The organism is Thalassobacillus devorans MSP14 (assembly GCF_000496835.1).
Classification (GTDB): domain Bacteria; phylum Bacillota; class Bacilli; order Bacillales; family Halobacillaceae; genus Thalassobacillus; species Thalassobacillus devorans_B.
In genome coordinates this window covers 293,830-318,708 of record NZ_KI543238.1, presented here as the reverse complement: position 1 = coordinate 318,708, position 24,879 = coordinate 293,830, and the positions used below count along the sequence as shown (strand labels likewise).

22 protein-coding genes are annotated in these 24,879 nt (G+C 43.6%); 3 read left to right on the top strand and 19 right to left on the bottom strand.

Features of this window, described 5'->3' with window-relative positions; all coding sequences use genetic code 11:
- Position 1: 1 nt before the first annotated feature.
- From P855_RS0117745 to P855_RS21280, 6 genes are all read right to left on the bottom strand, one after another.
- A complete protein-coding gene (locus P855_RS0117745; protein ID WP_028784821.1) occupies positions 2–1,201 on the bottom strand; it encodes a cystathionine gamma-synthase family protein in 1,200 nt (399 codons plus the stop codon).
- Between the two features lie 19 nt (positions 1,202–1,220).
- Entirely contained in the window at positions 1,221–2,168 is a 948-nt protein-coding gene (locus tag P855_RS0117740) for a cyclodeaminase (RefSeq protein WP_028784820.1), read from the bottom strand.
- Positions 2,169–2,179: 11 nt separating this feature from the next.
- The gene (locus tag P855_RS0117735; protein WP_028784819.1) at positions 2,180–3,385 is read right to left on the bottom strand and encodes a M24 family metallopeptidase; all 1,206 of its coding nucleotides are present in this window, start codon (positions 3,383–3,385) and stop codon (positions 2,180–2,182) included.
- Between the two features lie 181 nt (positions 3,386–3,566).
- A complete protein-coding gene (locus P855_RS0117730; protein WP_028784818.1) occupies positions 3,567–5,243 on the bottom strand; it encodes a PucR family transcriptional regulator in 1,677 nt (558 codons plus the stop codon).
- A 24-nt stretch (positions 5,244–5,267) separates the two neighbouring features.
- A complete protein-coding gene (eutB, locus tag P855_RS0117725) occupies positions 5,268–6,248 on the bottom strand; it encodes a hydroxyectoine utilization dehydratase EutB (RefSeq protein ID WP_028784817.1) in 981 nt (326 codons plus the stop codon).
- Between the two features lie 569 nt (positions 6,249–6,817).
- On the bottom strand, positions 6,818–7,381 hold the full coding sequence (locus P855_RS21280) for a CotY/CotZ family spore coat protein (protein WP_051353304.1): 564 nt from the start codon (positions 7,379–7,381) through the stop codon (positions 6,818–6,820).
- Positions 7,382–7,572: 191 nt separating this feature from the next.
- Here P855_RS21280 and P855_RS0117710 point away from each other — a divergent pair, with 191 nt between their 5' ends.
- A complete protein-coding gene (locus tag P855_RS0117710; RefSeq protein WP_028784815.1) occupies positions 7,573–8,370 on the top strand; it encodes a LysM peptidoglycan-binding domain-containing protein in 798 nt (265 codons plus the stop codon).
- Positions 8,371–8,417: 47 nt separating this feature from the next.
- Here P855_RS0117710 and P855_RS0117705 read toward each other — a convergent pair whose 3' ends face one another.
- The 3 genes from P855_RS0117705 to P855_RS0117695 all read right to left on the bottom strand — a co-directional run bounded on the left by P855_RS0117705 (position 8,418) and on the right by P855_RS0117695 (position 10,064).
- Positions 8,418–8,735, bottom strand: coding sequence for a hypothetical protein (locus tag P855_RS0117705; protein WP_028784814.1), 318 nt, complete (start codon positions 8,733–8,735; stop codon positions 8,418–8,420).
- On the bottom strand, positions 8,728–9,306 hold the full coding sequence (locus P855_RS0117700) for a hypothetical protein (RefSeq protein WP_037986446.1): 579 nt from the start codon (positions 9,304–9,306) through the stop codon (positions 8,728–8,730). Before P855_RS0117700 ends, P855_RS0117705 begins: the two co-directional genes overlap by 8 nt.
- Before the next feature lie 65 nt (positions 9,307–9,371).
- Positions 9,372–10,064 carry a hypothetical protein gene (locus P855_RS0117695; RefSeq protein WP_028784812.1) on the bottom strand — a complete coding sequence of 231 codons (693 nt, stop codon included), beginning with the start codon at positions 10,062–10,064 and terminating at the stop codon, positions 9,372–9,374.
- Between the two features lie 215 nt (positions 10,065–10,279).
- Here P855_RS0117695 and P855_RS0117690 point away from each other — a divergent pair, with 215 nt between their 5' ends.
- Positions 10,280–10,702 (top strand): hypothetical protein, encoded by a 423-nt coding sequence (locus P855_RS0117690; protein ID WP_028784811.1) that lies wholly within the window; start codon positions 10,280–10,282, stop codon positions 10,700–10,702.
- Between the two features lie 629 nt (positions 10,703–11,331).
- Here P855_RS0117690 and P855_RS21275 read toward each other — a convergent pair.
- The 10 genes from P855_RS21275 to P855_RS0117635 form a co-directional block, all read right to left on the bottom strand.
- Entirely contained in the window at positions 11,332–12,777 is a 1,446-nt protein-coding gene (locus P855_RS21275; protein ID WP_037986443.1) for a carbon starvation protein A, read from the bottom strand.
- A gap of 156 nt (positions 12,778–12,933) precedes the next feature.
- Positions 12,934–13,689 (bottom strand): hypothetical protein, encoded by a 756-nt coding sequence (locus P855_RS0117675; RefSeq protein ID WP_028784810.1) that lies wholly within the window; start codon positions 13,687–13,689, stop codon positions 12,934–12,936.
- A gap of 154 nt (positions 13,690–13,843) precedes the next feature.
- A complete protein-coding gene (locus tag P855_RS0117670; RefSeq protein ID WP_028784809.1) occupies positions 13,844–15,364 on the bottom strand; it encodes a hypothetical protein in 1,521 nt (506 codons plus the stop codon).
- A 213-nt stretch (positions 15,365–15,577) separates the two neighbouring features.
- Entirely contained in the window at positions 15,578–17,131 is a 1,554-nt protein-coding gene (locus tag P855_RS0117665; protein WP_028784808.1) for a fatty acid--CoA ligase, read from the bottom strand.
- 50 nt (positions 17,132–17,181) lie between these two features.
- Positions 17,182–17,949, bottom strand: coding sequence for a 3-hydroxyacyl-CoA dehydrogenase (locus tag P855_RS0117660; protein ID WP_028784807.1), 768 nt, complete (start codon positions 17,947–17,949; stop codon positions 17,182–17,184).
- Between the two features lie 3 nt (positions 17,950–17,952).
- Positions 17,953–19,101 (bottom strand): thiolase family protein, encoded by a 1,149-nt coding sequence (locus P855_RS0117655; RefSeq protein WP_028784806.1) that lies wholly within the window; start codon positions 19,099–19,101, stop codon positions 17,953–17,955.
- Positions 19,098–20,213 carry a CaiB/BaiF CoA transferase family protein gene (locus P855_RS21270; protein WP_161628833.1) on the bottom strand — a complete coding sequence of 372 codons (1,116 nt, stop codon included), beginning with the start codon at positions 20,211–20,213 and terminating at the stop codon, positions 19,098–19,100. The genes P855_RS0117655 and P855_RS21270 overlap by 4 nt, the downstream gene beginning before the upstream one ends.
- Complete coding sequence (locus P855_RS0117645) at positions 20,213–21,361, bottom strand: acyl-CoA dehydrogenase family protein (RefSeq protein ID WP_028784805.1); 1,149 nt, start codon at positions 21,359–21,361, stop codon at positions 20,213–20,215. Before P855_RS0117645 ends, P855_RS21270 begins: the two co-directional genes overlap by 1 nt.
- A 195-nt stretch (positions 21,362–21,556) precedes the next feature.
- Positions 21,557–21,958: a hydroxyphenylacetyl-CoA thioesterase PaaI gene (gene paaI / locus P855_RS0117640; RefSeq protein WP_028784804.1), complete on the bottom strand. Its 402-nt coding sequence runs from the start codon at positions 21,956–21,958 to the stop codon at positions 21,557–21,559.
- 226 nt (positions 21,959–22,184) lie between these two features.
- The gene (locus P855_RS0117635) at positions 22,185–23,510 is read right to left on the bottom strand and encodes a phenylacetate--CoA ligase family protein (RefSeq protein WP_028784803.1); all 1,326 of its coding nucleotides are present in this window, start codon (positions 23,508–23,510) and stop codon (positions 22,185–22,187) included.
- Between the two features lie 288 nt (positions 23,511–23,798).
- Between P855_RS0117635 and P855_RS0117630 the strand changes: the two genes are divergently transcribed.
- On the top strand, positions 23,799–24,860 hold the full coding sequence (locus tag P855_RS0117630) for an SDR family oxidoreductase (RefSeq protein ID WP_028784802.1): 1,062 nt from the start codon (positions 23,799–23,801) through the stop codon (positions 24,858–24,860).
- Positions 24,861–24,879 lie beyond the last annotated feature (19 nt).

Below are 24,879 nucleotides of genomic sequence, written 5' to 3'. Positions count from 1 at the left end.
ATCAGCCTTTCACTGTCAGGCTTTCTGGCAGCGACTGGAAAGCTTGGTCCAGATCTTCTTTCAAATCCTCGATATCCTCTATACCAGTCGAATAGCGGATCAACCCTTCCGGAATTCCCATGGCTGCCCGCTCTTCAGGCGTACATTCTACATGACTCGTCGTTCGCGCTGGTCCGACGATGGTTTCCACTGCCCCAAGGTTCGCGGCTCGGTTGGAATATTTCAGTTTTGGCAGTAAGTGACGGACGGTGTCCATGCCGCCCTTGACAGAAAAGCTTAACATGCCGCCGAAACCCTTCATTTGTGCTTTAGCGATATCGTGGCCTTTATGCTCTTCCAGACCAGGGTAGAATACGTCATCGACAATATCGATAGTTTTCAGATGACGGGCAATGGCCAGGGCATTTTCATTTTGGCGGTCAATCCGCAATTTTAATGTCTTCATACCACGAAGGAGCAGGTAGGCTGCCATCGGGTCAAGCGTCGCACCATTAATTTCACGGTAATGGTACACTTTTTCGACCAGCTCTTTGCTGCCGACTAAAGCACCTCCAAGCGCATCGGCATGCCCGCCTAAAAACTTAGTTGCGCTGTGGATCACCAGGTCAGCACCTAATGCTAATGGATTCTGGTTCACAGGAGTGGCAAACGTATTATCTACCACCACAAGAGCACCGACCTTTTTAGCAACCTTTGCCATTCGCTCGATATCGGTTATTTTGACGGTCGGGTTGGTTGGGGTCTCCAGATAAAGCACCTTACAGCCTTTCATTACTTCTTTTTCGATTGCTTCATGATCCCCTGTTTCACAAAGCTCCACATCAATGTGCTGCTGAGGAAGAAATTCTGTGAAAATTTTATTGGTACCGCCGTACGTATCTTTGATGGATACGATTCGGTCGCCAGGGAAAAGCAAGGTACCAAGTGTATTGCTGATGGCTGCCATTCCGGTTGAAAAACTTGTTGCTGCTTCAGCATCTTCAAGGATTCTTATTTTTTCTTCGAATGCTTTTACGGTCGGGTTCGTATTACGCCCATAAATGTGTCCTTCTTTATTGCCTACAGCTACCTCATACCAATCATCCATATCGTCATAACCGAAAGATACACTGTGGACGACTGGGACTTGTGTGGCTCCAAATGCTAATTGCTCCTTTTCCCCTGCCCAAATGGCTCGTGTGCCGATATTTGTCTTTTTCATCCTGAATTCCTCCCTGTTTTTATTTAATAAGCCTGTCATAGGCAAGTCTCGCTATAGCTGTATCCTGAACACCAGTTCCAGTCAAATCACAGAGGGTGATTTGACTTTCATTTTTGCGGCCCTGTTTATTGCCAGCGGTGATCTCCCCAAGTTCGATTGCTTCATCGATCACTCGCTGGTTATTACAGGATCTCATTTCTCCGAGTCGAAGTGACTGCGCTTTGACATCACATACCACGCAGTCGGCTTCCTCCAATACGCTGCTTTCGAGTTCCTGCTTATGCTCCGCATCCGATCCCATAGCTGTGATATGCAACCCCGGGTGGAGCCATTCTGCTTTTATCAGCGGCTCTGTTGACGGTGTCGTTGTGATCACTACATCGCTTTCAGTCACCACTCCTTCAGGGTTGCTGACGATTTCTACACTAATGCCCAGTTCCTGTAACATCTCTTGTTGATACTGTGCAGTCTTTTCCGGGGTGCGTCCGTAGACGAGCATTTCATCAAAATCACGGACTAGCTTAAGCGCTTTGACTTGCAGACGTGCTTGAGCTCCTGTACCGATAACCCCGATAGTTTTGATATTTTCTCGTGCCAAATGTCTGGCTGCGACGGCTCCGGCAGCTGCTGTCCGGAGTTCTGTGAGAAAACCGTTATCAGCAAGCACCGCTTTTGGAATACCAGTTTCCGAACTCAATAGCAGCATCATTCCGCTAGCGCTTGGAAGCCCTCGTTTATGATTATCGAAAAATCCCGAAGACAGCTTGACGGCAAAACTGTCATAACCTGCAACATAAGCCGATTTGATATCAACTTCTCCATTGAATTCGGGAACATCAATCCGCATGATGGGTGGCATCTGTACCTGTTTCTGCACCAAGTCCTTGAATGCCTCCTCGACCACATCGACTACCTCGCTGTCGAGGCGGATGACTTTTTCGATCTCCTCCTTAGTGAAAAGCTTCATATCCAGCCCCCCTAGCTGATCTTATCGGTTGGATTGATATTCAATGGATCGCGCACAATCAACCCTTGCGGATAGTTGGTGAACCGTTCACATCCTGTATCCGTCACCCGGAAGGTTTCAGATATTTCAATACCGTAATGATCGAACCAAAGCCCTGGAATCAAATGGAATGTCATATTCGGTTCAAGTACCGTCTGATCCCCTTTTCTCAGGCTTGCCGTATGCTCACCCCAGTCAGGCGGGTAGCCTAATCCGACTGAGTAGCCGAGTCTCGATTCTTTTTCCATCCCATACTTTTTAATGCTCTTACGCCACGTTTCCTCAATGTCGCCACAGGTGATTCCAGGCTTGATGGATGCTAATACTTCCTGGATCCCTTCTGTTACAATCGGAGAAAGTGTGGTCATTTCTTCTGAAGGCGTACCGATCGAAACCGTCCTTGCTAATGGAACATGGTACCGTTTATAACAGCCAGCCAATTCAATGATCACGGACTCCCCGCTCATGAATGCCCGCTCAGACCAGGTAAGGTGCGGGGTACAGGTATTTTCTCCTGCTGGCAACAGCGGAACGATAGACGGGTAATCCCCTCCATGGCCGTTGGAACCTTTTACTAAGTGATAATATATCGTTGCAGCTACATCAGATTCTTTCGCGCCTGCATAAATGCTTTCAATACCTTTTTCCATGGCATGTTCGGCTATCATAGCTGCCCGTTTCATGTATTCAATTTCCTGATCGGACTTCACAATTCGCACTCCATTGACAAGTAAGTCCGCGTTTTTGAAAGTAGCGTTCGGCAAATTCTTTTTCAACTGTTCAAAAGCCTTGGCCGAAAAATAGTAGTTATCCATCTCCACACCGATCGTCCGATTCCCTTGACCGATCTGCGTCAAAATTTGGGCGATGAAATCCATCGGGTGGTATATATCAGAATGCACATAATAATCCGGGTAAGCGATTACATTTTCGTCATAGATCCAGGTCGTCTTCCTGGCACCATTGGCATCCTGGAATCTCCCTATCCATAATGGCTGCGCTTCATCAATGATAATCACAAGCATTTGATGGACATAAAAAGACCACGCATCGTAACCGGAAAGGTAGTTCATATTTGCGGGGTCCGTGATTAGGAGCACCTCTACCCCTTTCTCTTCCATACGCTTCTTCGTTTTTTCCAGACGTTCATGATATTCCAAAATATCAAACGGAAGCATCATCATATCCCTCCTTACAATAACTGAATATTTATATAATTCTTACTTCTAATTGTATTCATCTAACTCCTCAGATGTAATGTCCAATCTGTATGAACTTTTAAGGCTAGGCTTTATACAAATGTAATAGGCGCCCCGGGAGAACCATTATCTGATTCTTCCAGGACGCCATATTCTGAGATTATTCCAGTTTTTTCAGCATCCATAGGCGTACACTTAATTCCAATAAAAACAAATCATCAGAATCCACCAGTGACAATTGGGTCAGGTGTTCAATATTCCTTAATCGATGCAATAGTGACTGCCGGTGCAAATTCAATGCCCGTGCTGTCTGACTGACATTACTGTTGTATTTGTTATATACGATGAACGTGTGAATCAAGTCTGTCTGCCGCTTCTTATCATATTCAATCAGCTTCTCTAATGTGTCTTTGACAATTGCGGATATATCCGGGTCATGAGATAAAGCCATCAGCAAGCGGTTAATCCTTGTGTCGCTGAAAAAAGTACGCTCACCCTTTCCATGCTGCTGCTTGCCAATGTCAAGTGCCGTCTTGGCTTCCTGGTAGCTTTTATGGAACGAATAATGGCCATCTTTATGAATGGCAATTCCCCAGGAAATCTCGATTCCAGCCAGCAAGTCGTTCAGACGTCGCTCTACCATATCAAGAAACTGATTGGAAGCTTCCATATACGGGTGATGGTCTGCTTCCAAATATACGATGACCTCCCCGTCCTCAAACGTCGTCATCGCGCTTCGATTCAGTAGTTCCCCTGCCTGGTGGATTTCCTTTTGAATGTAATAATTGCGGCTATGCAGGGAAGACCCCGCGGAACGGTCCGTTTTCTTCAGCTGCTTATTTGTTTCTGTAAAACTGATTTCACCCACCATGCAGATATAAGACTTGGTCAAGTCGTAACCCAGCAGTTGCCCTTTTGATAATGTCTGTTTCGTAATATCATTTTCATTTTTAGCAAGATCTAATAAAAAATTATCCTTTAAGCGGATTTCTGTCATTTCAATGGCGTTTTCCTGTAAAAAGTAAAGCGCACACGCGGTAAGGGCGTGTTCTAGAATATTCATTACCAGCCAGGTCAATTGATGACGATCCTCCGGCTTGAAAATCAGGTAGCCCTGCCTTTTCTGATTCGATAAAATCGTCAGCTGGTAGCACGTTTGCTGGTCGATGACAAACTCTTCTATATGATGATAGAGGGGATGCTCGCTGAACTGGATATCCGTCTGGGGAATCTGCTGGACCTGGCCCTCGACTTTTCCATTGAACACATCCAGCAGATGCGGATCGACGTCATGATTAGCACGGATCCGTTTATTTTGATCGCTGATCGCCATTGGGATTTTAGTCTTTTCATAAAGCAAATTCGAAATTTCCTGCAGACCTTTCCCGTTCAATACAAATGTTATCAGTTCCTGTCTGATTTCTTCCGCCTGTTGTCTTTCCGCCTTTTTTTCCTGGCTGATTTCTTCCAGTACTACTTGCAGTATATCGCCAAAGCGGACTTCCCATGGGAGGTCGATGACGATCAGACCATTTTTCTCAGCCAACTGCAAAATGCGATCAGGAATATCATAAATATAACGGCCTGTGGCAAAAGCCAGGACAGAGGCTCCGGAATGGATGACATCTTTTGTGAACTCCTCTAATAGCAATGGATCATTCTCACAGCCGATCCCCGTGCTCAGCACAAATTCATTGCTGCGCACAAAATTTTCCACCGGTGTTTCAATTACCGAAATCCAATCGACCTCTTTTTCATTCAACACCCCTTTACCTGCCTTTACCTTGGCCGTTTCCATAATCGGAAGCTGGATGATATCTTTAACTGTCAACCCCATATCCCCCACCTCACCCTTAGTGAACTAATACTTGTCAGTCAATGAGCGGATCGTTTCATGGTCCACATTATTTCCGCTGATAATGATGACAATGTTTTCATATCTATTACTTTCTTCTCCCAGCAGCCACCCGATTCCTGCCCCGGCTGCTCCCTCTATAGCCATTTTATGATATTCGAGCATAAACATTATTCCTTTTGCGATTACGGCTTCTGAAACCAGCACACTTTGATCCATCAAATGCTTCACCATCGAAAAAGTATAGCGATTGTCAGGACCGAGCCCTCCCAGAAGACTGTCCGCCAGGGTATCCGACTCCTTGAGAACTACCGGCTTACCATGTTTCAAACTCTCATGCATGACCGCACCTTTTTCCATGGAAACACCCGTAATATCTATCCCAGGATCCGTTGCTTTCATCGCCAGGCTGATGCCGGCAAGAAGCCCGCCTCCTGAAAGCGGGATGATTACCTGATCGACCTCCGGACATGCTTCTAAAATTTCTAACCCGATTGTTCCTTGGCCAGCAATCACTTCAAGGTCATCAAACGGCTTTATCACCGTGATTCCGGATTGTTTTTCTAATTCATAGCAATATTGTTCCGCGTCATCCTGGTTATCACCGACGATTTCCACATGTGCACCGAGGCGTTTCAGCTTTTTGACCTTTTCCTGTGGCACTCTCCTGGAAATGCACACGGTCGCTGGTATATGATTAGCTCCTGCGACATGTGCGACTGCAATCCCATGGTTTCCTGTCGAGAAAGTTGCTACCCCTTTTTTCTTTTCTTCTTCGGTCAAAGACAGAATTTTATTGGCCGCACCTCTTAATTTAAATGCCCCGGTCGGCTGCATGTTCTCAAGCTTCAAGTATACATTCGCTCCTGCCCTGTCTGATAAAGGCTGTGAATATAACAATGGTGTTTTTTCTATTATGCCGGAAATACGTTTTTTTGCTTTCCAAATATCACGAAACACTACGCCGGCTGTCTGCAAATTTTCCATTCCGCCACCCCCAATACCTTTCCTGAATTATATATAAAGGAATAATTATCGGTCAATTCAAAATTTTAAGTTTTCACAACAAAAGCGCAAGCGCCTTGCAAGTAAGGACGTTCGACTAAAAACGGCACGTCCTCAAAAAAGACTTTGTCTTTTTCTGCGAAGTATATTCTAAGAAGTAGTTCTAGTGTGCCAACGTCGAACTGACCTGCATCCTCGAAAAAGAAGACCACTTTTTCTTCGTGCGATGTTGTTCTGGGAAGCATTCCTTGTCCTGCAGGCCTCCGACAAGCTTAAGCCAATCCCCGCCGTGACGTTTTTTGTACTTTAATGCAGACTAACTTTATTAAAGGATCAAAGTATAAGAAAAACTAAGGCTTTCGCCATTAGGGAGCGGCGATAAGCCAAGTTTTTCTAATCACAAAGAGGAGTGACTTAAGACCTCGAGGGGATAGGCGCTGGAGCTGGATGCAACCCGCTGCAACAATGTATGCACAACCATAATTTTTTTAATTTCCTATACAACAAAAAAGAACCAGCTACTATTGTATCTGGTCCTTTTTTTGAACTTTTTAACAATCGTTTTCTTCACCCATCGTAAATTCAGATGCAGGAAGAGGGGTTGTCGGAGGTAAGCAGGCAATACCGCAGAAGCAATCCAGGTCGATCGTTATACAAATTCCGGTAGCTTGCAGGTCGCGGATAGCGTTACTTTGCCCTTGCCCAGGGAAGTAGTCACATACCCTGTCTCCGCCCTGGCCAGGCGTGGAGCCTCCCATAGATTCTGGTATTAGTAATTCCAGCTGTACACAGCATTCATCTTCATCGACAAACTTTTTCGCACGGAAGATAGGTGTTTCCACACAGTGTAAAGCAGTCATACCAGATCCGCCAATAGGTGATTGGAAAACACCGCTTCCGATGAACGGTTTACAGTTCCCTTTACAATACAGGAAGAACGGAATGGTGGTTGCCCCGTTGCCATTCGTTGTTGGTGAAAGCAAATCCCGAATAGATTGCTCACACCCTGTAGTACAGCAATCACCCGATCCGGCAACTTCGTTCTGCACCCGTACTATCTCGCGGACTGTATCACAAACACATGTGTTAAAATCTTTTCCTTTGCCACAACTCATACATATTTCTCTCCTTTTCATAGTAGTTGCCCTATTAAGGTATGAAAAATATCGAATATTGGCAGGACATTAGACTATATATAGGCTAAAAAGTGGAGAAGCATTTTAATTTCCAATCTAAAATCAAGTTAAAATTGACGTTCTCACTTGTTTTCCTCGGCCATATTTTACTAAAAGAGGAGGTGTGAGATTTGCCGATCATTAATAGTAAAAGCTATATGTACACAGTTAAACGAGGGGATACCTTATATGCGATTGCCAGGAGATTCGGCAGTACCGTAGAGGCGATTGAGCAGGCTAATCACTTGTACCCGCCTGTAACCGATCGGGAGTTGGTTTTTCCTGAGGATGTACTGGTTGTTCCTACAGATGAGCAGATTGCAATAATGAGTTATGTCGTCTTCCCCGGGGATGGTGTAAGAGGAATTGCCGCTTCTTTTCAATCTTCCGTGGACTTGGTTGCAGGTATTAATAGGCTGGATAATCCAAACCTTATTTATATCGATCAATTATTGCTGGTCCCTGCTTTTACGTACGAAATAGAATCCGGCGACACGCTATATCGTATCGCCAGGCGATTCGGGATGAGTGTTGAAGAGATAGAACAGGCAAATAGTGACAGGCCTGGATTCCAAAGAGATGTCATCTGGGCTGGTTATAATCTTGTTATACCAATCCCTACTTCTGAAAATATTTTCGTCACTAATCCTTTACCAGGGGTGAGAATAAGGAGTGGACAGAGCGTAGAAGGTTTTGCACGGGCTTTCGAGGCTGCCATTCAGCACGAGCTACATGATAGTAATGGGGGGACCGTCTCTAATGAGCGCTTCACGATAACTGATGAGGGTGCTCCAGCATACGGTTATTTCGCCAGCACTCTCCTGTTCGACCAGCAGCCGACGAGCAATTCAGGAGAACTCTGGATTTATACGAGGAGTGCACAGGATGACAGTATCTCAGATTTAGTAAAAACCAGGATATACTTTTAAGAAAAAACTGTTTCCGGGACTGCACGTACCGGAAACAGTTTTTTCTGTCAATCATCTTCGGATGTAAGTAACGTAATTAGTTTTCCGAATTGCTCTCTATTTTGTTCTAACATATTATCCACTTTATTCAATAAATGCTGTGGAACAGATGCTTTTTTGGAGAAAACTTCATTTTTATAAGTTCGATCTAAATTCATGATAAGGTAACAAATTAATAAATCTATTGTTTGACTATCCAGAAATACATAGCTGCCTTTTCCTTGATCACGATTTGTCTCTGTGCTTTTATCCAGCTGTTCATTAAACAAACGGGAGATTAACTGAGTCAGTAGTTCGTCTTTTTCTCTATTACTCTTATCACTCACCCTCTTCCCTCCGTTCTCGAAAGGTGCCATTTACATCGATGGAATTGATAGCTGCTTTTCCTTCTCTATTGTTCTCACTATAAGTGAATCCCATTATAGTACCTTTATAAGATTGTTCAGGGGTCCACCTTATCTGGAAGTTTTTAAAGCTTAATACCCCTGAAGGTTCAATTCCTTTTTTATTCATAGGTTGCAACCAGAATTCTTCTTTGTCTGATTGCTCATTTATTCTTTTCCATGCATCAGGGACATTTATATTGTTGCTGGAGTTTTTGTTCAAAATTTTCCCCGAAAGATTAAAAGGAGATCCTGCAGGAAGTTTAATACATATATACGGGGATGATATCGTACTACTTCCCAGGTTAATAATATTATAGGAGCCTATACACAATGACTCTTCACCGATAGTATGATTGATATTTAAAGAATAAGTAAAATAACTGATCAGGAGATCATTTGACTTGTGCTGTTGTTTATATACCAATTCAGTTATTTTTTTCAGATAGACCTTTGTCTCCTTATCCAGAAGAGTGATTTTCTCTTCTAACTCATCCAAGCTATCTTTTTTCATAAAGAATCACTCCTTAAAAAATAAAAGAGAGGATGATTTACCCTCTCTTTTATCTTTATGCATTTTTAACAGTCGTCATTACCATTGCCATTTCCATTTCCTGTATCCGGGAATAAGACCGGGCACTGTGGTGGAATTGATGGAGTCGGGCATACAGGCAGAGGCAGGACGTCCCGTGGCTCGCAGAAGTCGGCAGTTAGTTCAAGGATGACTGGGAAAGTTACAACGATGCTTTGACATACGATAAGTGAAACAGAAACGCTTAGTTCGTTGTTTTGAACCCCGGTACAAGAGAAACTTGTAACCATACACTCAGTATCTTGTGTGGAAGTACCAGTAACTATAGTGCCTTCTGGTGCACAGAGAATAACTCTTTCCATTCTGGTGAGTTCAATCTCCTCGCTGGTCTGTGTTTCTAAATCCCGGCCTTGGCCCATTGGGTCGAGTGTTACTGTAACAGTTAAAGTAACTGTCTTTTCCAGTGTAACTTCCTGCAGTGTTACTTCTGAGCCGTCTATCATAAACGTACGGTCCACTCTTGTTGTTGGGTCTGGCTCTGTGATTGTTACATCCGTTACTTCACATGTCACATTAACAATTTCTTGTTGGCCTGATGGATTGCATGGCTGGAAATTTTCCTGGAACTCAGCTGTTACTGTTTCGTTGATTTCTTTTTCATTTACAATCCAGTCATATACTTTCTCAGTACTGATACACAGAAGTTCTCCTTGCCCTCCATTTGAATTATTAGCTTGCATATTTGCAAACACCTCCGGTTAAGATTAATTTCTTTCACTTTCAGCATATGTGAATTGTGATAGTTGGTTATAATGAAGGAGCGGAAGTTTCCAAGAAATAGACGCTTTTATTAGTCACACTATGCTAATGAACCAATATGATGAAAGTACATAAAGAAGTAATCGTAATGAAACTACCGTTCACTTATGTGAGCAGGAGCAAAGGAGGGGTATCAGTGAAAAAAAGACAGGATTTCCCTGAGTGGAATCACCCTTTAAAAACAGATATGTACACCCAAGCAGAATCCTTGAATCGGTCCTTCAATTGTTTGGAGAAAAAAGTAGGGGATGCTATTGAAGACCTTTATGAAAAATTGGATGAATTGATACCATCAAAATATGTTGAAAGTGGCGTTTTGGATATCAAAAATGAACTAAACTCTTTAAGAGAAGAAGTAAAACAACTAAAAGAAACAATAACAGTAAATGAACATACAAAAAAAGAGGCGGAATGTAATGTTAACCAGGTATCAAACTATAGACGATTCCAACAAATGGTCAAGTCTGCACAAACCAATACTTCTTCAAAAAAAAATAATAACATCTTTCCAAAGAGAACTCGGTCTCCCTTTTATGATCATCCACGAAAACCTTCATAAAAAATGACTCTTACGTGACAAGGCACCCCTCTCAAGAGGGATGTGGAATCTCATATGGCTATGACTACAAAGTACAGACAGTATAGAAACTAGAAAATGAATGGAAACATTGTGAAATATTTTTATGATAGCCAAGAAAAAGTTGAAGCTTTGCTGGAGAAAATCAAGAGGAAAGATAAAGAGGTATTAACCATTTACTATTCTTATCCATCTACTGCTGCAGAACTTTCAGCATGACAGTAAAAGTCATCCGAACAAAAAAGTAAATATAGGTATTCTATTTTTAAAATTTAGCAATAAAGTTATAAAATTTGGAACACCGGATATAGCATATGCCCTTTTTCATATTGAAACTATGGCTTAGCCCTACCTTATTCCTATCTAAAGAATAATTATGTAGTATTACAAAAAGGGAGCTGTAAGTTTTGAAAAAGGGTAATTCCAAACGTCCTAAAGTCATTCAGAAATCTATCAATGATAAGTCCAAGGTAAAGCTTGTAAAAAAGAGCAGTGGAGGGTGTTGTCTGAAGGGCGTTACTAAAAAATAATCAGAAACACTGTTCATAGCTTAAACAGGTAACAATAGCATCAACCCCCCGATCCATTTATAACCGGATCGGGGGGTTTTTTTAACCAGCTTTTCTCGTTAATATCTTCTTATATGAATCATGCTTATACCTTGCTATTTGTACTACAAACCAGCCTGCAACCACCAGCCAGATGATCGCTCCGGCAATCATCGAGGTCGAATAAGCAAGGTCAAAGCCTTCCGGTGCATAGAAAATGTATGTGCTGACAACTCCCGTCATAAACAAAGCGGGGACACTGGCAATCCAGTGGAATTTCTTATTCTGCAATAAGTACATCGCACCTGTCCAAAGCATGACCGTAGCCACCACCTGGTTGGACCAGCCGACATAGCGCCATAGAAAACTATAATCCATTTGTGTCAATAAAAATGTAGGAAGCGCCACAGGGAATACAAGCACGATTTTAGCCCATTTTCCGTTAAAGTCTTTGTTACTCACTTGCTTAAGAAGTTCAGACAGCATCATTCTGGAAGAACGAAGCGCTGTATCTCCTGTTGTAACCGGCAGGATGATGACACCAAGTACAGCAAGTATACCCCCTAAAGTGCCAAGGGTTGTTTTACTGATTTCGTTGACAACTCCGGCAGGTCCGCCAGCAGCAAGGGCTTCTTGAAGACCACCAGTACTGCCGAAGAACGCCATCCCGGCGGCTGCCCAAATCAAAGCAATGACCCCTTCTGCAATCATCGCTCCATAAAATACTTTGCGTCCTTCACTTTCTTTTTTCAGTGTACGGGCAAGAATCGGGCTCTGAGTGCTATGGAAACCGGATATCGCACCACAGGAAATGGTGACCATCAATAACGGCCAGACTGGTAAATTATCAGGATGAAGACTATTGATTGTTAAATTCGGGACTGGATTTTCGAAAAAGAATAATCCGATACCAATGGCAACTGCCATGAAAATCAGTACTGCTCCGAAAACCGGATATACTTTTCCGATAATCTTATTGACCGGCAATACGGTTGCTATCAAAAAGTAAGCAAAAATGATCAGCAGCGACGCCATAAAGCCCAGTGGTGTGACCTCTGCCATCAATTGCGCGGGTCCAGCCGTAAATGCGGCCGCTACGAGGATCATTAACCCGATCGATAACATATTGATAATCGTTTTTGCGTGTTTTCCTAAGTATTTCCCTACAAGGGTCGGGTACTGTGCTCCATTATGCCGAAGCGACAACATCCCTGAAAAATAATCATGGACGGCTCCTGCGAAAATGGAACCGACGACAATCCAGATGAACGCAATCGGACCATATAATGCTCCAAGGATCGCGCCAAATATCGGACCAAGCCCAGCGATATTCAACAGCTGGATTAAGCTTGCCTTCCACCAGCTCATCGGCATGTAATCAAAGCCGTCATTGTTGGTGTATGCTGGAGTTTCTTGTTCATCATCAATGCCGAAAATTCGTTCGACCACCTTTGCGTAAAATAAGTAACCTGCGAGTAATAGTGCGATGGATGCAACAAATGTAATCATCGCTGAGCCTCCCTTCAAAAATAAGTGATAGGGAGTATTCTATAACGGAATTAGACAAAAAACAACATCTTTTCTGAAAATTTTATTTATTCTATAAAGTTAAGCGTTTACATTGTTATAACAGGAAAAAACGGCGGTTTTCCCACCGTTTTCCAGTTAGTTATTAGTAGACTCCAGCTTCTGTTTCAATTTTTCTACTTGCGATTTCAAAATCAAATTATCCTGAGTCAGCGCTTCTATTGTTTCTTCCTTCGCCTGCTTCCATTTTTCCCAGTCCATCTCGCCCGCCGATGAAGCGTCTGTTTTGGAACGGTAGTCCTCCAACTCGTTTTTCAACTGTGTTTCAGTTTGTTCATAAACGGATACCCGTTCCTTCAATTGTTCGATGATTGCCGTCAATTCCTTGCATTTTTCCTTAAGAATTCCCTGTTCCTTTTGGTTTGCATGTATGTTATTTTCCAGCTGCTTCACCATTTTCTTGTATTTTTCTTGCAGCTCCCGGTTGGATTGTTCTAGCTCGATGGCTTTATTTTGAATTCTCTCTTTCTCTTTCGTAATGTGTTCATTTTTCTCTATTAGATTTTCTTTCATGACTCGGAATTCGCTTTCTTGCTTTTGCAGCAATTCCTGTAAGGACTTATTTTTAATTTGCATTCGCGAACGGTCACCTTGCTGCTCTGCGATGATCTCTTCAGCTGTCTGCAGCTCTTTCTCCATTTTTTCTACCTGATAATCTAATTCTGCTTTATCTTCCAGCAACTGAATATTTTGTTCTTTCAAGTTATCAAGCTGGGCATAGTGATAGTTTTCCTGGTAATCCTTCACTTTCTCTTTATACTTGGCTAGCTCTGCTTTGAAATAAATGATCTTCTGCTGGAGCTGAACCGGGTCTCCCATATTATTATTACTCATACCGTAACCTCCCATAATGTATGCGTGGGCTGACGTGTATATTATCTATATGTGGATATGGACAGAAAGGTTACAAACAGCCTGGGCATACTCTTTGGATAGGTAAAAAAAGCAGGGCAATTAAAGTCTGTTCCCTTCAGGAAAATATTTTGGTTTACAGATAAGGTGTTTCATTTTTTAAACGGCTGATCTCTATTCGCAAGGACTGTTCCCTGTCTTTTCCTTGTGTAATACTTTTCTCAAGTTTATTTATGAGTTTTCTATTCCCGTCGATCTCTTTGACCAACCTCTCATATTCCGTCTCCCACTCTCTGGCTTTTTCTTCATGTTTTTCTTTTGTTGCCTGCATATTCTCGAATTCTTTTGACCTCGTTTCAAGATTAGCTTCCAGTATTTCAATCTTTGCAGTGAGTGATTTGTTTTCTTTCTTCTTTTCGGTTAATTTTTTCTCTAGGGCGTCCAGCTTTTTCAAGTGTCTCGTGTAGTGTTCTGCAAGAGATTGATACGATCGTTCCAACTCTTTCAACTGCATTTTCTTATTTCTATTTTCTTCTATCAGTCCCCATTTTTTATGAATAGCAGTCTTGTAATGGTTGTTGAGTTGTCTGAAAGCTGCTTCCAGGTTCTGTTCTCTCTTCGCTCGTTCGTTCAACGCACGGACATTTTCCTTAGTCAACTGCTCATTTTCCTCACGTAATGCCCGTGTTAGTCGTTCCTTTTCGTTTAGATCACTTAGAGCTTTTTCCACTTTCCCTTTAAGCTCATTTATAGTTTTTTCCCTCTGTTCCTTTTCCTGCTGCACTTTTCTTGCTCTATTAAAATGTCCCTGCAATTTTTCTTCCAGATTATGATTTTCCGCTTTACTAGCTTCAAATTCTTTTCTTACTCTTAAGAAATCTTGGTGAATCACTTTGTGATCTTTCTTCAAATTCTCCACTTGATGTTGATAATCTTTATTCGTCTCTCTCTCTTTACCAATAGCTTCCTGAAGCAGCGTAATTTCTTTTTGGTTGGAGTCTCGATCATCACTGAGCTTTAACTTCTCACCTTTTTCCTTCTCCAGAGCCTCAGTTGTGGAAGCCAGCCGCTCCTTAAGCTCGTTCATATAGTGTTGGAACTCTTGAAAGCTTTGGTCACTTTCCTGCTCTTTCCGTTCATAGTCTTTTATTTGTTTTAATAACTCCCGCTCTTTCTCTTGCTGTTGTTCCAGCTGCTTGTGACTTTCCCCAGCACTGATTTCCCTTTTCACCTGCTCTATGTGGACCAATTCTTTCGTATCTTTCAATTGTTTTTCCAAAGCATTTATTTCCGATTCCAGCCGCTTATGTTTTTCTTCTAACGACGTATGATTTTCTTTGCTTTCCCTCAGCTTATTTCTCAGACTTTCATTACTTTTCTTCAGTTCGTCTGTTACACGCTCTTTATTTAAATAAAGCTGTGGGAGCTTCGTTTTAAAACGAGTATTCTCATTCCTTAATTCATCGTTCTCCTCCTTGAGTTTTTTTACTTCTTCAATCAGCTGATTGTTTTCTTCCCATATTTGTTTAAACTTCGGCCGCTGCTCTTCTTGTTCCTGCTGATACTTAGATAGCTCAGATTTTAAATGAATTACCATTTGCCGAAGCTGTGGAGGCGTCATTTTTTTCGTTGAACGTATACTTGCTTTCTTTTTCATCCCGTCGTCCCCCCTTTTTATATTAAACAGACTTTCATAAACCCCTCCTTATCATTTTTATGACATTTCAAGGTAATCATGACCAGTATCAAAGAGAACACAAAAAAGCCCGAAGAATCTAACTTCAGGCGATGAAGGGAATCTATATGTTTTATATCCAGTGAAATTACCTTAGCGGTCTTTGAAAACTATTTCCGGAGCAATTTAAATTCACTAAACTTCTTTCATCAATTCTTCTCTCAACTTGAATTTCTGCAGCTTCCCACTGGCATTCCGCGGAAGTTCATCAACAAATTGATAGCGCCTAGGACGCTTATACCTTGCAAGCCGCTCATTGGCAGTACAGAACTCATCCAACTCTTTTTCCGTTAGTGATTCCTCTTTTTTCACAATATAAGCGACTACACGCTCTCCCCACATTTCGTCCGGTTCACCAATAACGGCAGCATCCATTACCTGCTTGTGATCAAACAGGACGTCCTCTACTTCCCGTGAATAGATATTCTCGCCACCCGAGATAATCATGTCTTTGACACGATCGCTGACCCAAAGATACCCGTCTTCGTCAAAGGAACCGATGTCACCGGAATGATACCAGCCTTTATACATTACTTCCTCCGTAGCCTCTGGGCGGTTATAATAACCCGGCATCATGCTTGGGCCCTGGACGATTATTTCTCCGAGTTCCCCTGGTTCGCAAATATCCGCTGGATCTGCTGGTCCGTCTTCTCTAGTTCGGACCACTCTGACTTCATGATTCAGCAACGCCCTTCCTGCTGACCCTGCCTTGTCAATCTGCTCATCCTCGGTCAGTACTGTAATGGCCGGCCCCATTTCCGTCATACCGTAGGCTTCGAATAAACGGATGCCCAGTGTATCGTGTAACTTCTTCACTAGTGCCGGGGCCATTGGAGCGCCGCCATACAACCCTTTATTCAAAGTGGAAAAGTCAGCATCAGACAGGTCTTCCTGCAGCATCATGTTCCACATCGTCGGCGCAGCAAAAAAGGTGGTGATTGCTTCTTCTTTTACCGTTTGGATGAGCCGCTTAGGATCGAAATGATGCATGATGATATTGGTTCCCCCCATCATCACTCTTGGGAAAAAGGCGCAGTGAAGCTCAGCACAATGGAACATGGGACCGACACTAAGGCCGCGTTCTTTGTCGGTCACCTGCATGACCGCTCCCATGATCAACGCCTGATCTATCATATCTCGGTGCGTGTGCAGCACGCCTTTTGGCAGACCGGTTGTACCTGACGTATACATGATGGCATACAAGTCATCCTCATCCAGCTCACAATCAGGTCTACCTCGGGAGGATCCTTCCATTTGTGCAGTGAAATTCACAGCAAAATCAAGATCATGATGGTCAATCGACCAGAACTGAACATCTTTCACTTGCCGTGCAGCCTGTGAAACCTGTGGGTGGGTCGCTTTTTCAAAAATGACGATTTTGGGCTCGGCATCCTGCAAAATAAATGAGATTTCTTTCGCGGTCAAACGGAAGTTGATTGGGTTGAAGACTGCTCCTATTTTCATACAGGCGAATAACGTAGTCGCAAACACTGCTGTATTGAATAAAACAGTCGAGACTTTATCTCCCTTGCTGACTCCGGCATCCTTCAATGTATTCGCAAGACAATTGACTTCCTCATCCCACTCTCGATACGTCCATCGTTTTCCTAAGAGAACATCAACTAATCCCTCTTTCTCTGGATATTTCGCCACCGTCTGTTCAAACATGCTACGCAAGGTTGGTCCCATCGATTTATCTCCCCTTCTTAAAAGTTAAGTGCCAGTCGTCTCTACTGCCCTTACTTTGGCTGCATCCGAATCGCTCCGTCTAACCGGATCACCTCCCCATTCAACATCGGATTCCCTATGATGCTTGCCACAAGCTCGGCGTATTCTGCCGGCCGTCCTAACCTGCTTGGAAACGGTGTCATCTTACCAAGCGCCTCACGAGCGGATTCCGGAAGTGTCGCGAACATTGGGGTTTCAAACAACCCCGGGGCTATTGTCATGACTCTTACACCGTAGCGTGCAAATTCCCGGGCTATCGGCAGTGTCATACTGGCTACCCCGCCTTTGGAGGCACTGTAGGCTGCTTGTCCAATCTGCCCTTCGAAAGCGGCGACGGAAGCTGTATTGATAATAACCCCGCGTTCACCATCCGCATTGACATCATTGCTTTGCATCCGTTCCCCTGCCAGACGGATCATATTGAAGGTCCCGATCAGATTCACCTCGATTACTTTAGAAAAACTCCCCAAATCATGGGCTCCCTCTTTCCCGACAACTTTTTCAGCAATTGCAATGCCGGCACAATTGATGACTGCGTTAAGACTTCCGAATTGATCGATCGTCAAATCCAGCAGCTGGTTGATATCCTGTTCAGAAGTTACGTCTGTCGTATGGAACAGACAACGATCACCAAGTTCCTGGGCGAGGTCAGCAGCACGTTCTTCATTTCGATCTGCAATCACTGCTCTTCCGCCAGCTGTGATAATTTTTCTTACAGTGGCTTCTCCAAGTCCGGAAGCGCCGCCAGTCACGATTGCTACGATATTTTTGAGCTTCATTTGTCATTCCTCCAATCGTTCGATGATGGTTGCGTTTGCCATTCCCATTCCTTCACAGACAGCCTGCAAGCCGTAACGCTTCCCTGTCCGCTCTAGTTCATGGACTAAGGTGGTCATCAGTCTTGTTCCTGTCGCCCCAAGAGGATGACCAAGTGCGATCGCTCCCCCATTGACATTCAGTCTAGCAGGGTCTGCACCTGTCTCTTTCAACCAGAATAAAGGAACTGGGGCAAAGGCTTCATTCACTTCAAACAAGTCCATATCTTCTAAACTTAGTCCAGCTTTTTGCAACACTTTATAAGTAGCAGGAACAGGCCCCGTCAGCATGAATGTAGGATCAGAACCAACTACGGATCTGGCTACAATCCTGAATCGTGGTTTCACACCCAACTGCTCCACTTTTTCACGGGACATCAGGAGCACTGCCGAAGCCCCATCACTGATTTGACTGGCGTTCCCAGCCGTTATTTTTCCATCTTCCTTGAAGGCAGGCTTCAATTCTGCCAGCGTTTCAAGCGAAGTTCCTGGCCGCGGTCCTTCATCGGTATCCATTAAATTGACGGTTCCATTCCGATCGGTCACCGGCATGATTTCTTTTTTGAACCGCCCTTCCTTTATTGCCTTCAGCGCTTTTTCATGGCTTTCCACAGCAAACTGGTCGAGCTCCTGCTTTGAAAATCCCCAGTGCTCAGCGATCCGCTCTGCAGACAGCCCTTGATTGATAATTTCATAATGGTCCGTAAGTCTTTTACTGTGTTCTGTCCCTTGAATGTTTGAAAACATTGGTACGCGTGTCATATTTTCAACACCACAGGCAACGACTGTTTCCATATCACCACTGGCAATCGCCTGGGCTCCGAAATGAACCGCCTGCTGGCTCGACCCGCACTGGCGGTCAATAGTCACCCCGGGCACTTCTTTCGGGAAACCTGCTATCAAGGCTGCTGTACGAGCAATATCCATCCCTTGCTCTCCAACCTGGGACACACAGCCAGCAATCACATCTTCAACTGTTGCCGGATCAACCTGCGCCCGGTCCACCAATTCCTTTAAAACATCTCCTAATAAATCGTCTGGCCGCTTTTCACTTAACAGACCTTTTCTCCTTCCAACCGGACTGCGTACCGCTTCAACGATGACAACTTCTCTCATTGGTTATCTCCTCCTGTTGGATGGACTCCTTTCCGGAGCCATGATTCTATTATTTCGGTTTGGTGCTCTCCTTTTTTGGGGGAACGTTTTCTCGTGGCAGGCGCTGGGTACATGGTAGCCAGTTGTGTTAAGCCGCCTTCCCTGATCTCCATCGCGCGCTGCTTCCATAATGGATGATGTTCCAGCTCTCCTATTTCCAATACTGGGGTCAAACAGCAATCCACTTGTAATGAGATTTCCATCCACTCTTCTAATGGCTTAGAACAAAAGTAAGCGCTTACTTTTTCAAAAATAGAAAAGCCCTTTTCCGCACGAGTAAATTGATGTTCGATCCAATCACTTCTACCAGCATACTGACAAAACGATCGCCAAAACTTCGGTTCCAATGCGGCAAGGGCGATATAGCGTCCATCCATTGTTTCATAGATGTGATAACATACTTTTTCTCCACTGATTTCATTAATTCCTTTGTTATAACCACTTTCTTTTGCAAGGGCAACGTTGGTATTTAACATCGCATAGAGACCATCCGTCAGTGCCACGTCGAGATAGGAACCTTCTCCAGTCCGGTAACGATGTACGAGCGCAGAGAGTATCATCTCCGACGCGGTCAGACCTCCGAGAAAATCAGCAATCTGGACCGAAGGATGAACTGGCTTCCCCTGATCACCCTTCAGCTGCGACAGCATTCCACTAAGTGCCATATAATTCAAGTCATGACTGGCCAGTGAATTCATTTGGGGAGTAGCCTGGCCATAGCCCGTAATCGAACAGTAGACGATGCCCGGGTTATGTTCCTGCACTTTTGCATAGTCCAAACCTATTCGTTTCATGACACCTGGACGGTAGCTTTCTACAATCACATCAGCTGTTGAAGCAAGTTTAAATGCTGTATTCTGATCATTTGCGTCTTTTAAATCAAGCACTATGCTTCTTTTCAATCGATTGTTTACAGCAAATACTGTACTGTTTAAACTTCGGGACGGTTCACCTTCAGGTGGTTCCACCAGCACGACATCGGCTCCTTTTTCAGCCAGCCTCAATGTAGCATAGGGACCCGGGAGATACCTCGAAAAGTCCAGGACACAGACGCCTTCCAGCATCCGTTCCATCATTCCAACCCCATCTTTTTAGCGATAATCGTTTTCATAATTTCATTGGATCCTGCATAAATAGCGGAAACGGGTGCATCCCGATATCTTCTTGCAATCTCGTATTCTTCCATATAGCCATAGCCGCCATGAAGATGCATACATTCCTCTGCCACCTTCTTGGTAAGATCGGTGATCCACCATTTTGCCATCGAGACTTCTTTGACGACATCTTCTCCTTTGATATGGGAATCTACCACGCGGTCCAGGAATGTCCTGCCGATTTCTACTTCTGTTTCGAGTTCTGCCAGTTTGAATTGTGTATTTTGGAAAGATGCAATGCTTCTCCCGAATGCCTTACGGTCTTTAACGTATTGCGTAGTGATTTCCAGCATCCTTTCCGATGCAGCGATACCTCCGATAGCGACAATCAGCCGTTCCTGCTGGAGATTTTTCATTAAATAGTAAAAACCTTCTCCTTCTTTACCGATCAAGTTAGAGGCAGGAACTTTGGCATCTTCAAAAACCAATTCAGCCGTGTCCTGACTATGCAAGCCGATTTTATTAAGTTTTTTCCCTTTTGAAAAACCAGGAGTATCCTTTTCTACCACTAATAGACTTATTCCTTTATGCGCAGGCTTTGCTTGCGGATTAGTTTTACAGACAACAAGCACCAGGTCTGCCTGAATGCCATTGGTGATGAATGTCTTTTCTCCATTTACTATGTACTTGTCTCCGTCACGGACTGCCGATGTTTTGATACCAGCGAGATCAGAACCAGCACCGGGTTCCGTCATAGCTATCGCTGTAATAATTTCTCCTGACGCGCATTTAGGCAGCCAACGCTTCTTTTGTTCGTCTGTACCGTACTGCTCAAGATATGGGACAACGATGTCACTATGTAATCCGATCCCAATCAAACCGGTTCCGACTTTCTCCAGCTCCTCATTGATGATAACCGAGTAGCCAAAGTCTGCCTCAACCCCTCCATACTTTTCCTCCAGCCATGGACATAGATACCCCTGTGCCCCCATCTTTTCCCAAAAAGACCTGGGAATCAGCCCATTCTGCTCCCATTCTTCAAAATAGGGATAAGCTTCTTTCTCTAAAAACTTGCGCAAAGATTTTCGTAAAATATCATGCTCTTCTTTTATATAAGCTGCCTTCAATTTCTTCCCTCCTTGAGAATAATGTACGAAAATTCAGACTATAATCATTTTACCTTATTTTGCAAGTAAGGGAAAATCATTTTATAACCAGACCGTGCACCTATAGGCCCCATACACTGCTGTCTACCTTAATTCAGAGGCATTCTGCCTTAACGATGCTGCAGAAAAAAAGACAGACATCATCATGTCCGTCTTTTACGCAAACACCTCTTTTTTACGGTAAACCATTCCATCAGCAGCTGCCAGCAGCTCTCCAGCTTCATTTTTAACTATCATCCGGTAGAGGCCGAGTTTTGGGTTCTTTGACTCTTCCTTTGCTGTAGCAATAATTCTATCCCCAAGTATTCCAGCTCGTATATAATTCATATTTACATTGATACCTACCGCTGTCTGACCATAAGAATTGCTGGCGATCGCAAATGCTACATCTGCCAGGGAGAATAGGACTCCTCCGTTAGCCGCTCCATGAAAATTCATCATATTCTCCGTAATCGTCATCGAAACAGTCGCTTCTCCTTCACCGACATGGTCAATTTCTATTCCCAGAAATGTGGCGTACGGGTCTTTTGACACTCGCTCTAAAATTGCTTCTTTCATCATTTATTCTCCCCTATAGAGGAAAAGGACACCTTATTCGACGTCCCCTCCTTGCTTCAATTAATTTTTATTATTCCTTTCTCATCGGAAACTTCTCAAAACTTCCGAACGCTAAGCAGAATATAAATATGCAACACCCCTGCCATTCACCCTTCCACTGTTGAAACTATAACCATATTACGTTTATTTAGCAAAACGAATATTTTCATCATATGACTGTGTTCTTTTATACTTCTATCGCTTCGTTTGTTCGGTCGACAATACGCACCGCTTTCCCTTCCGAACGAGGAACCGACTTCGGTCCAAGCACTTTGACATCAACGGAAATCAGACAATTATTCTTCATCACTTTCTGTATGTGTTTTCCAAGCTTTACGACGTCTGGATGCTCCAGATCTTCCTGGATGCGATTGTAAAAAGATTCGTCTACCTCTACTTGAAGCTCTACATGCTGCATGCTTCCCTTCTTAAAGACATGAAGCTGATAATGAGGTACAATATCTTCTACACTCAACAGATAATGTTCAATTTCCGAAGGGAACACATTCACCCCTCTAATAATCAGCATGTCATCAATCCGCCCTTTTACCCTGGACATCTTGACAGTCGTCCTGCCACATTTACATTTGCCGCGCTGTAAGGAAGCAATATCACCGGTCCGATAACGTATGACAGGAAATGCTTCCTTCGTCAAACTGGTGAAAACCAGTTCACCATCTTCGCCATCCGGTACAGGTTCAAGCGTATCAGGGTCGATGACTTCAGCGAGGAAATGGTCCTCTGCAATATGTAGCCCATCTTGTGCTTCATGGCATTCCATCGCTACCCCTGGTCCTAGCACTTCACTCAGCCCATAAATATCACAAGCCTTGATATCGAATTTTTCTTCTAAGGTACGGCGCATTTCTTCTGACCACGGTTCAGCTCCGAATATGCCATACTTCAATGATGTCTGACGAGGGTCCTGCCCGTCTTGTTCCATATGTTCAGCAATGTTCAGGAGATAAGATGGTGTCCCGCAAATGACAGTCGGTTTGAAGTCCTCAATCAAAGTAATCTGGCGTTCTGTGTTTCCTCCTGAAATCGGCACTGTCGCCATTCCAAGTTCTTCACTACCGCAGTGCAACCCCAGGCCTCCTGTGAATAACCCATAACCATACGCGTTATGAAGTACTTCGCCCGGCTTCCCCCCTCCGATCGTAATGGCACGTGCAACCAACTCCGACCACATACAGATATCATTTTTTGTATAGCCGACAACGGTAGGCTTTCCGCTGGTTCCGGATGAGGCATGGATGCGGACCAACTCACTGCGATCTACTGCAAATAAACCAAATGGGTAGTTATCCCTCAGCGCTTTTTTTTCCAGGAATGGCAGTTTGGTTACATCATCCAGCGAACGAATATCCTCAGGTAATAAACCCATTTCGTCGAACTTTTGTTTGAAATAAGGTACATTTTCATAAACACGGCGGACGGTCTCCTGAAGTCTTTTTAATTGCAGTCCTTTCCTTCCTTCTGGTGAAGCGCTTTCAATTCCGTGCAAAATCATTCCCATCTCTCCCCTTGTATAGTATTATCCCAAAACATCACCAAACAAATAAACCTCTGGTATGACGTAAATAATACGACATATATAAATTATGTTATTTAACACTAAATTTAACGTTAAAACAATGGAAAGTCAATGTTATTTTCGAATTTTCTGATATTTTTAGTATGATTGAAGTTTTGACAGGAAAGAAAAAATACAGTATTTTTAGCGAAGCAGGTAAACGAGTTTCGGCAGTATCATTTATCGGGAAAGACTAAGGGAAATGAATTTCGGGAGTGAACATGCTTGAATATTTTATTAACTGGCTCCACCGGTTTTCTCGGAGGAAAAGTGATGAAAGAACTGATCCACGGGACAGACCACCACTTATATATCCTCGCAAGGAATCTTAAAAAAGCAGAACGATTGAAAGACAGCTTCACCACGGAAGAACAACATCGACTTCATTTGCTAACCGGCGACATCACACTTCCATCATTCGGCATGGAGGATGGACTAATCCGTTCTCTCGCTGGCGGGATAGATTGCTTTTACCATTCAGCAGCCCTGGTAAAATTTGATGAATCTCTCAGAGAAGAGTTATTTGCCATCAACTACGAGGGTACAAAGCATGCCCTGGAACTGGCGAAAAAACTCGAGATACGTAAATTCTTCTATGTCAGTACCGCCTACACCGTCGGAAAAAGACAAACCGGAGTAGAGGATCTTTACCCGGAGGATGACTGCTCCCATAACCCATATGAAGAGAGTAAAGTAAAAGCAGAGCATCTCGTATTCAACTATGGAGATGTAATGGATGTTTCCATTTTCCGACCATCCATCATTGTCGGAGATTCGAAAACCGGGGAAGCGGACTCGGAGTTCACGCTTTACGGCTTTATGCGAGCATTGGATATTTTCAGACGTAAAATCGAACGTAAACATGAGCCTGGAAATGATAGTCTCTATCGAGTTGTTGCCAACCCATCCGGCACTTCAAATTTTGTCCCAGTCGACTATGTAGCAGAAATATTAGCACTTGCTTTAACAAAAGCAGAACGTTATGGAATTTATAACATTACCAATCCCAGTCCTCCGACTAATGCGGAAGTGCTCGATATGTTCCAGGATGCATTGGACTTTCACCGCTTAACTACTGTGGACGCTCATCATCATTACGAGCTTAGTCCAGAAGAAGAAAAGTTGAATGAAATGATCGATACGTTCAAAGTTTACCTCGCAAGTGATATCACCTTTAAAGATGACAATACTCAAAAGCTGATAAGCGGTACCAATATCGGACACCTTCGCATGTCACGAGAGATGCTCGAGATGATCATTCAAGCTTACTTTACATTCGACCGCTAACTAAAAAAGGGTTGTCTCC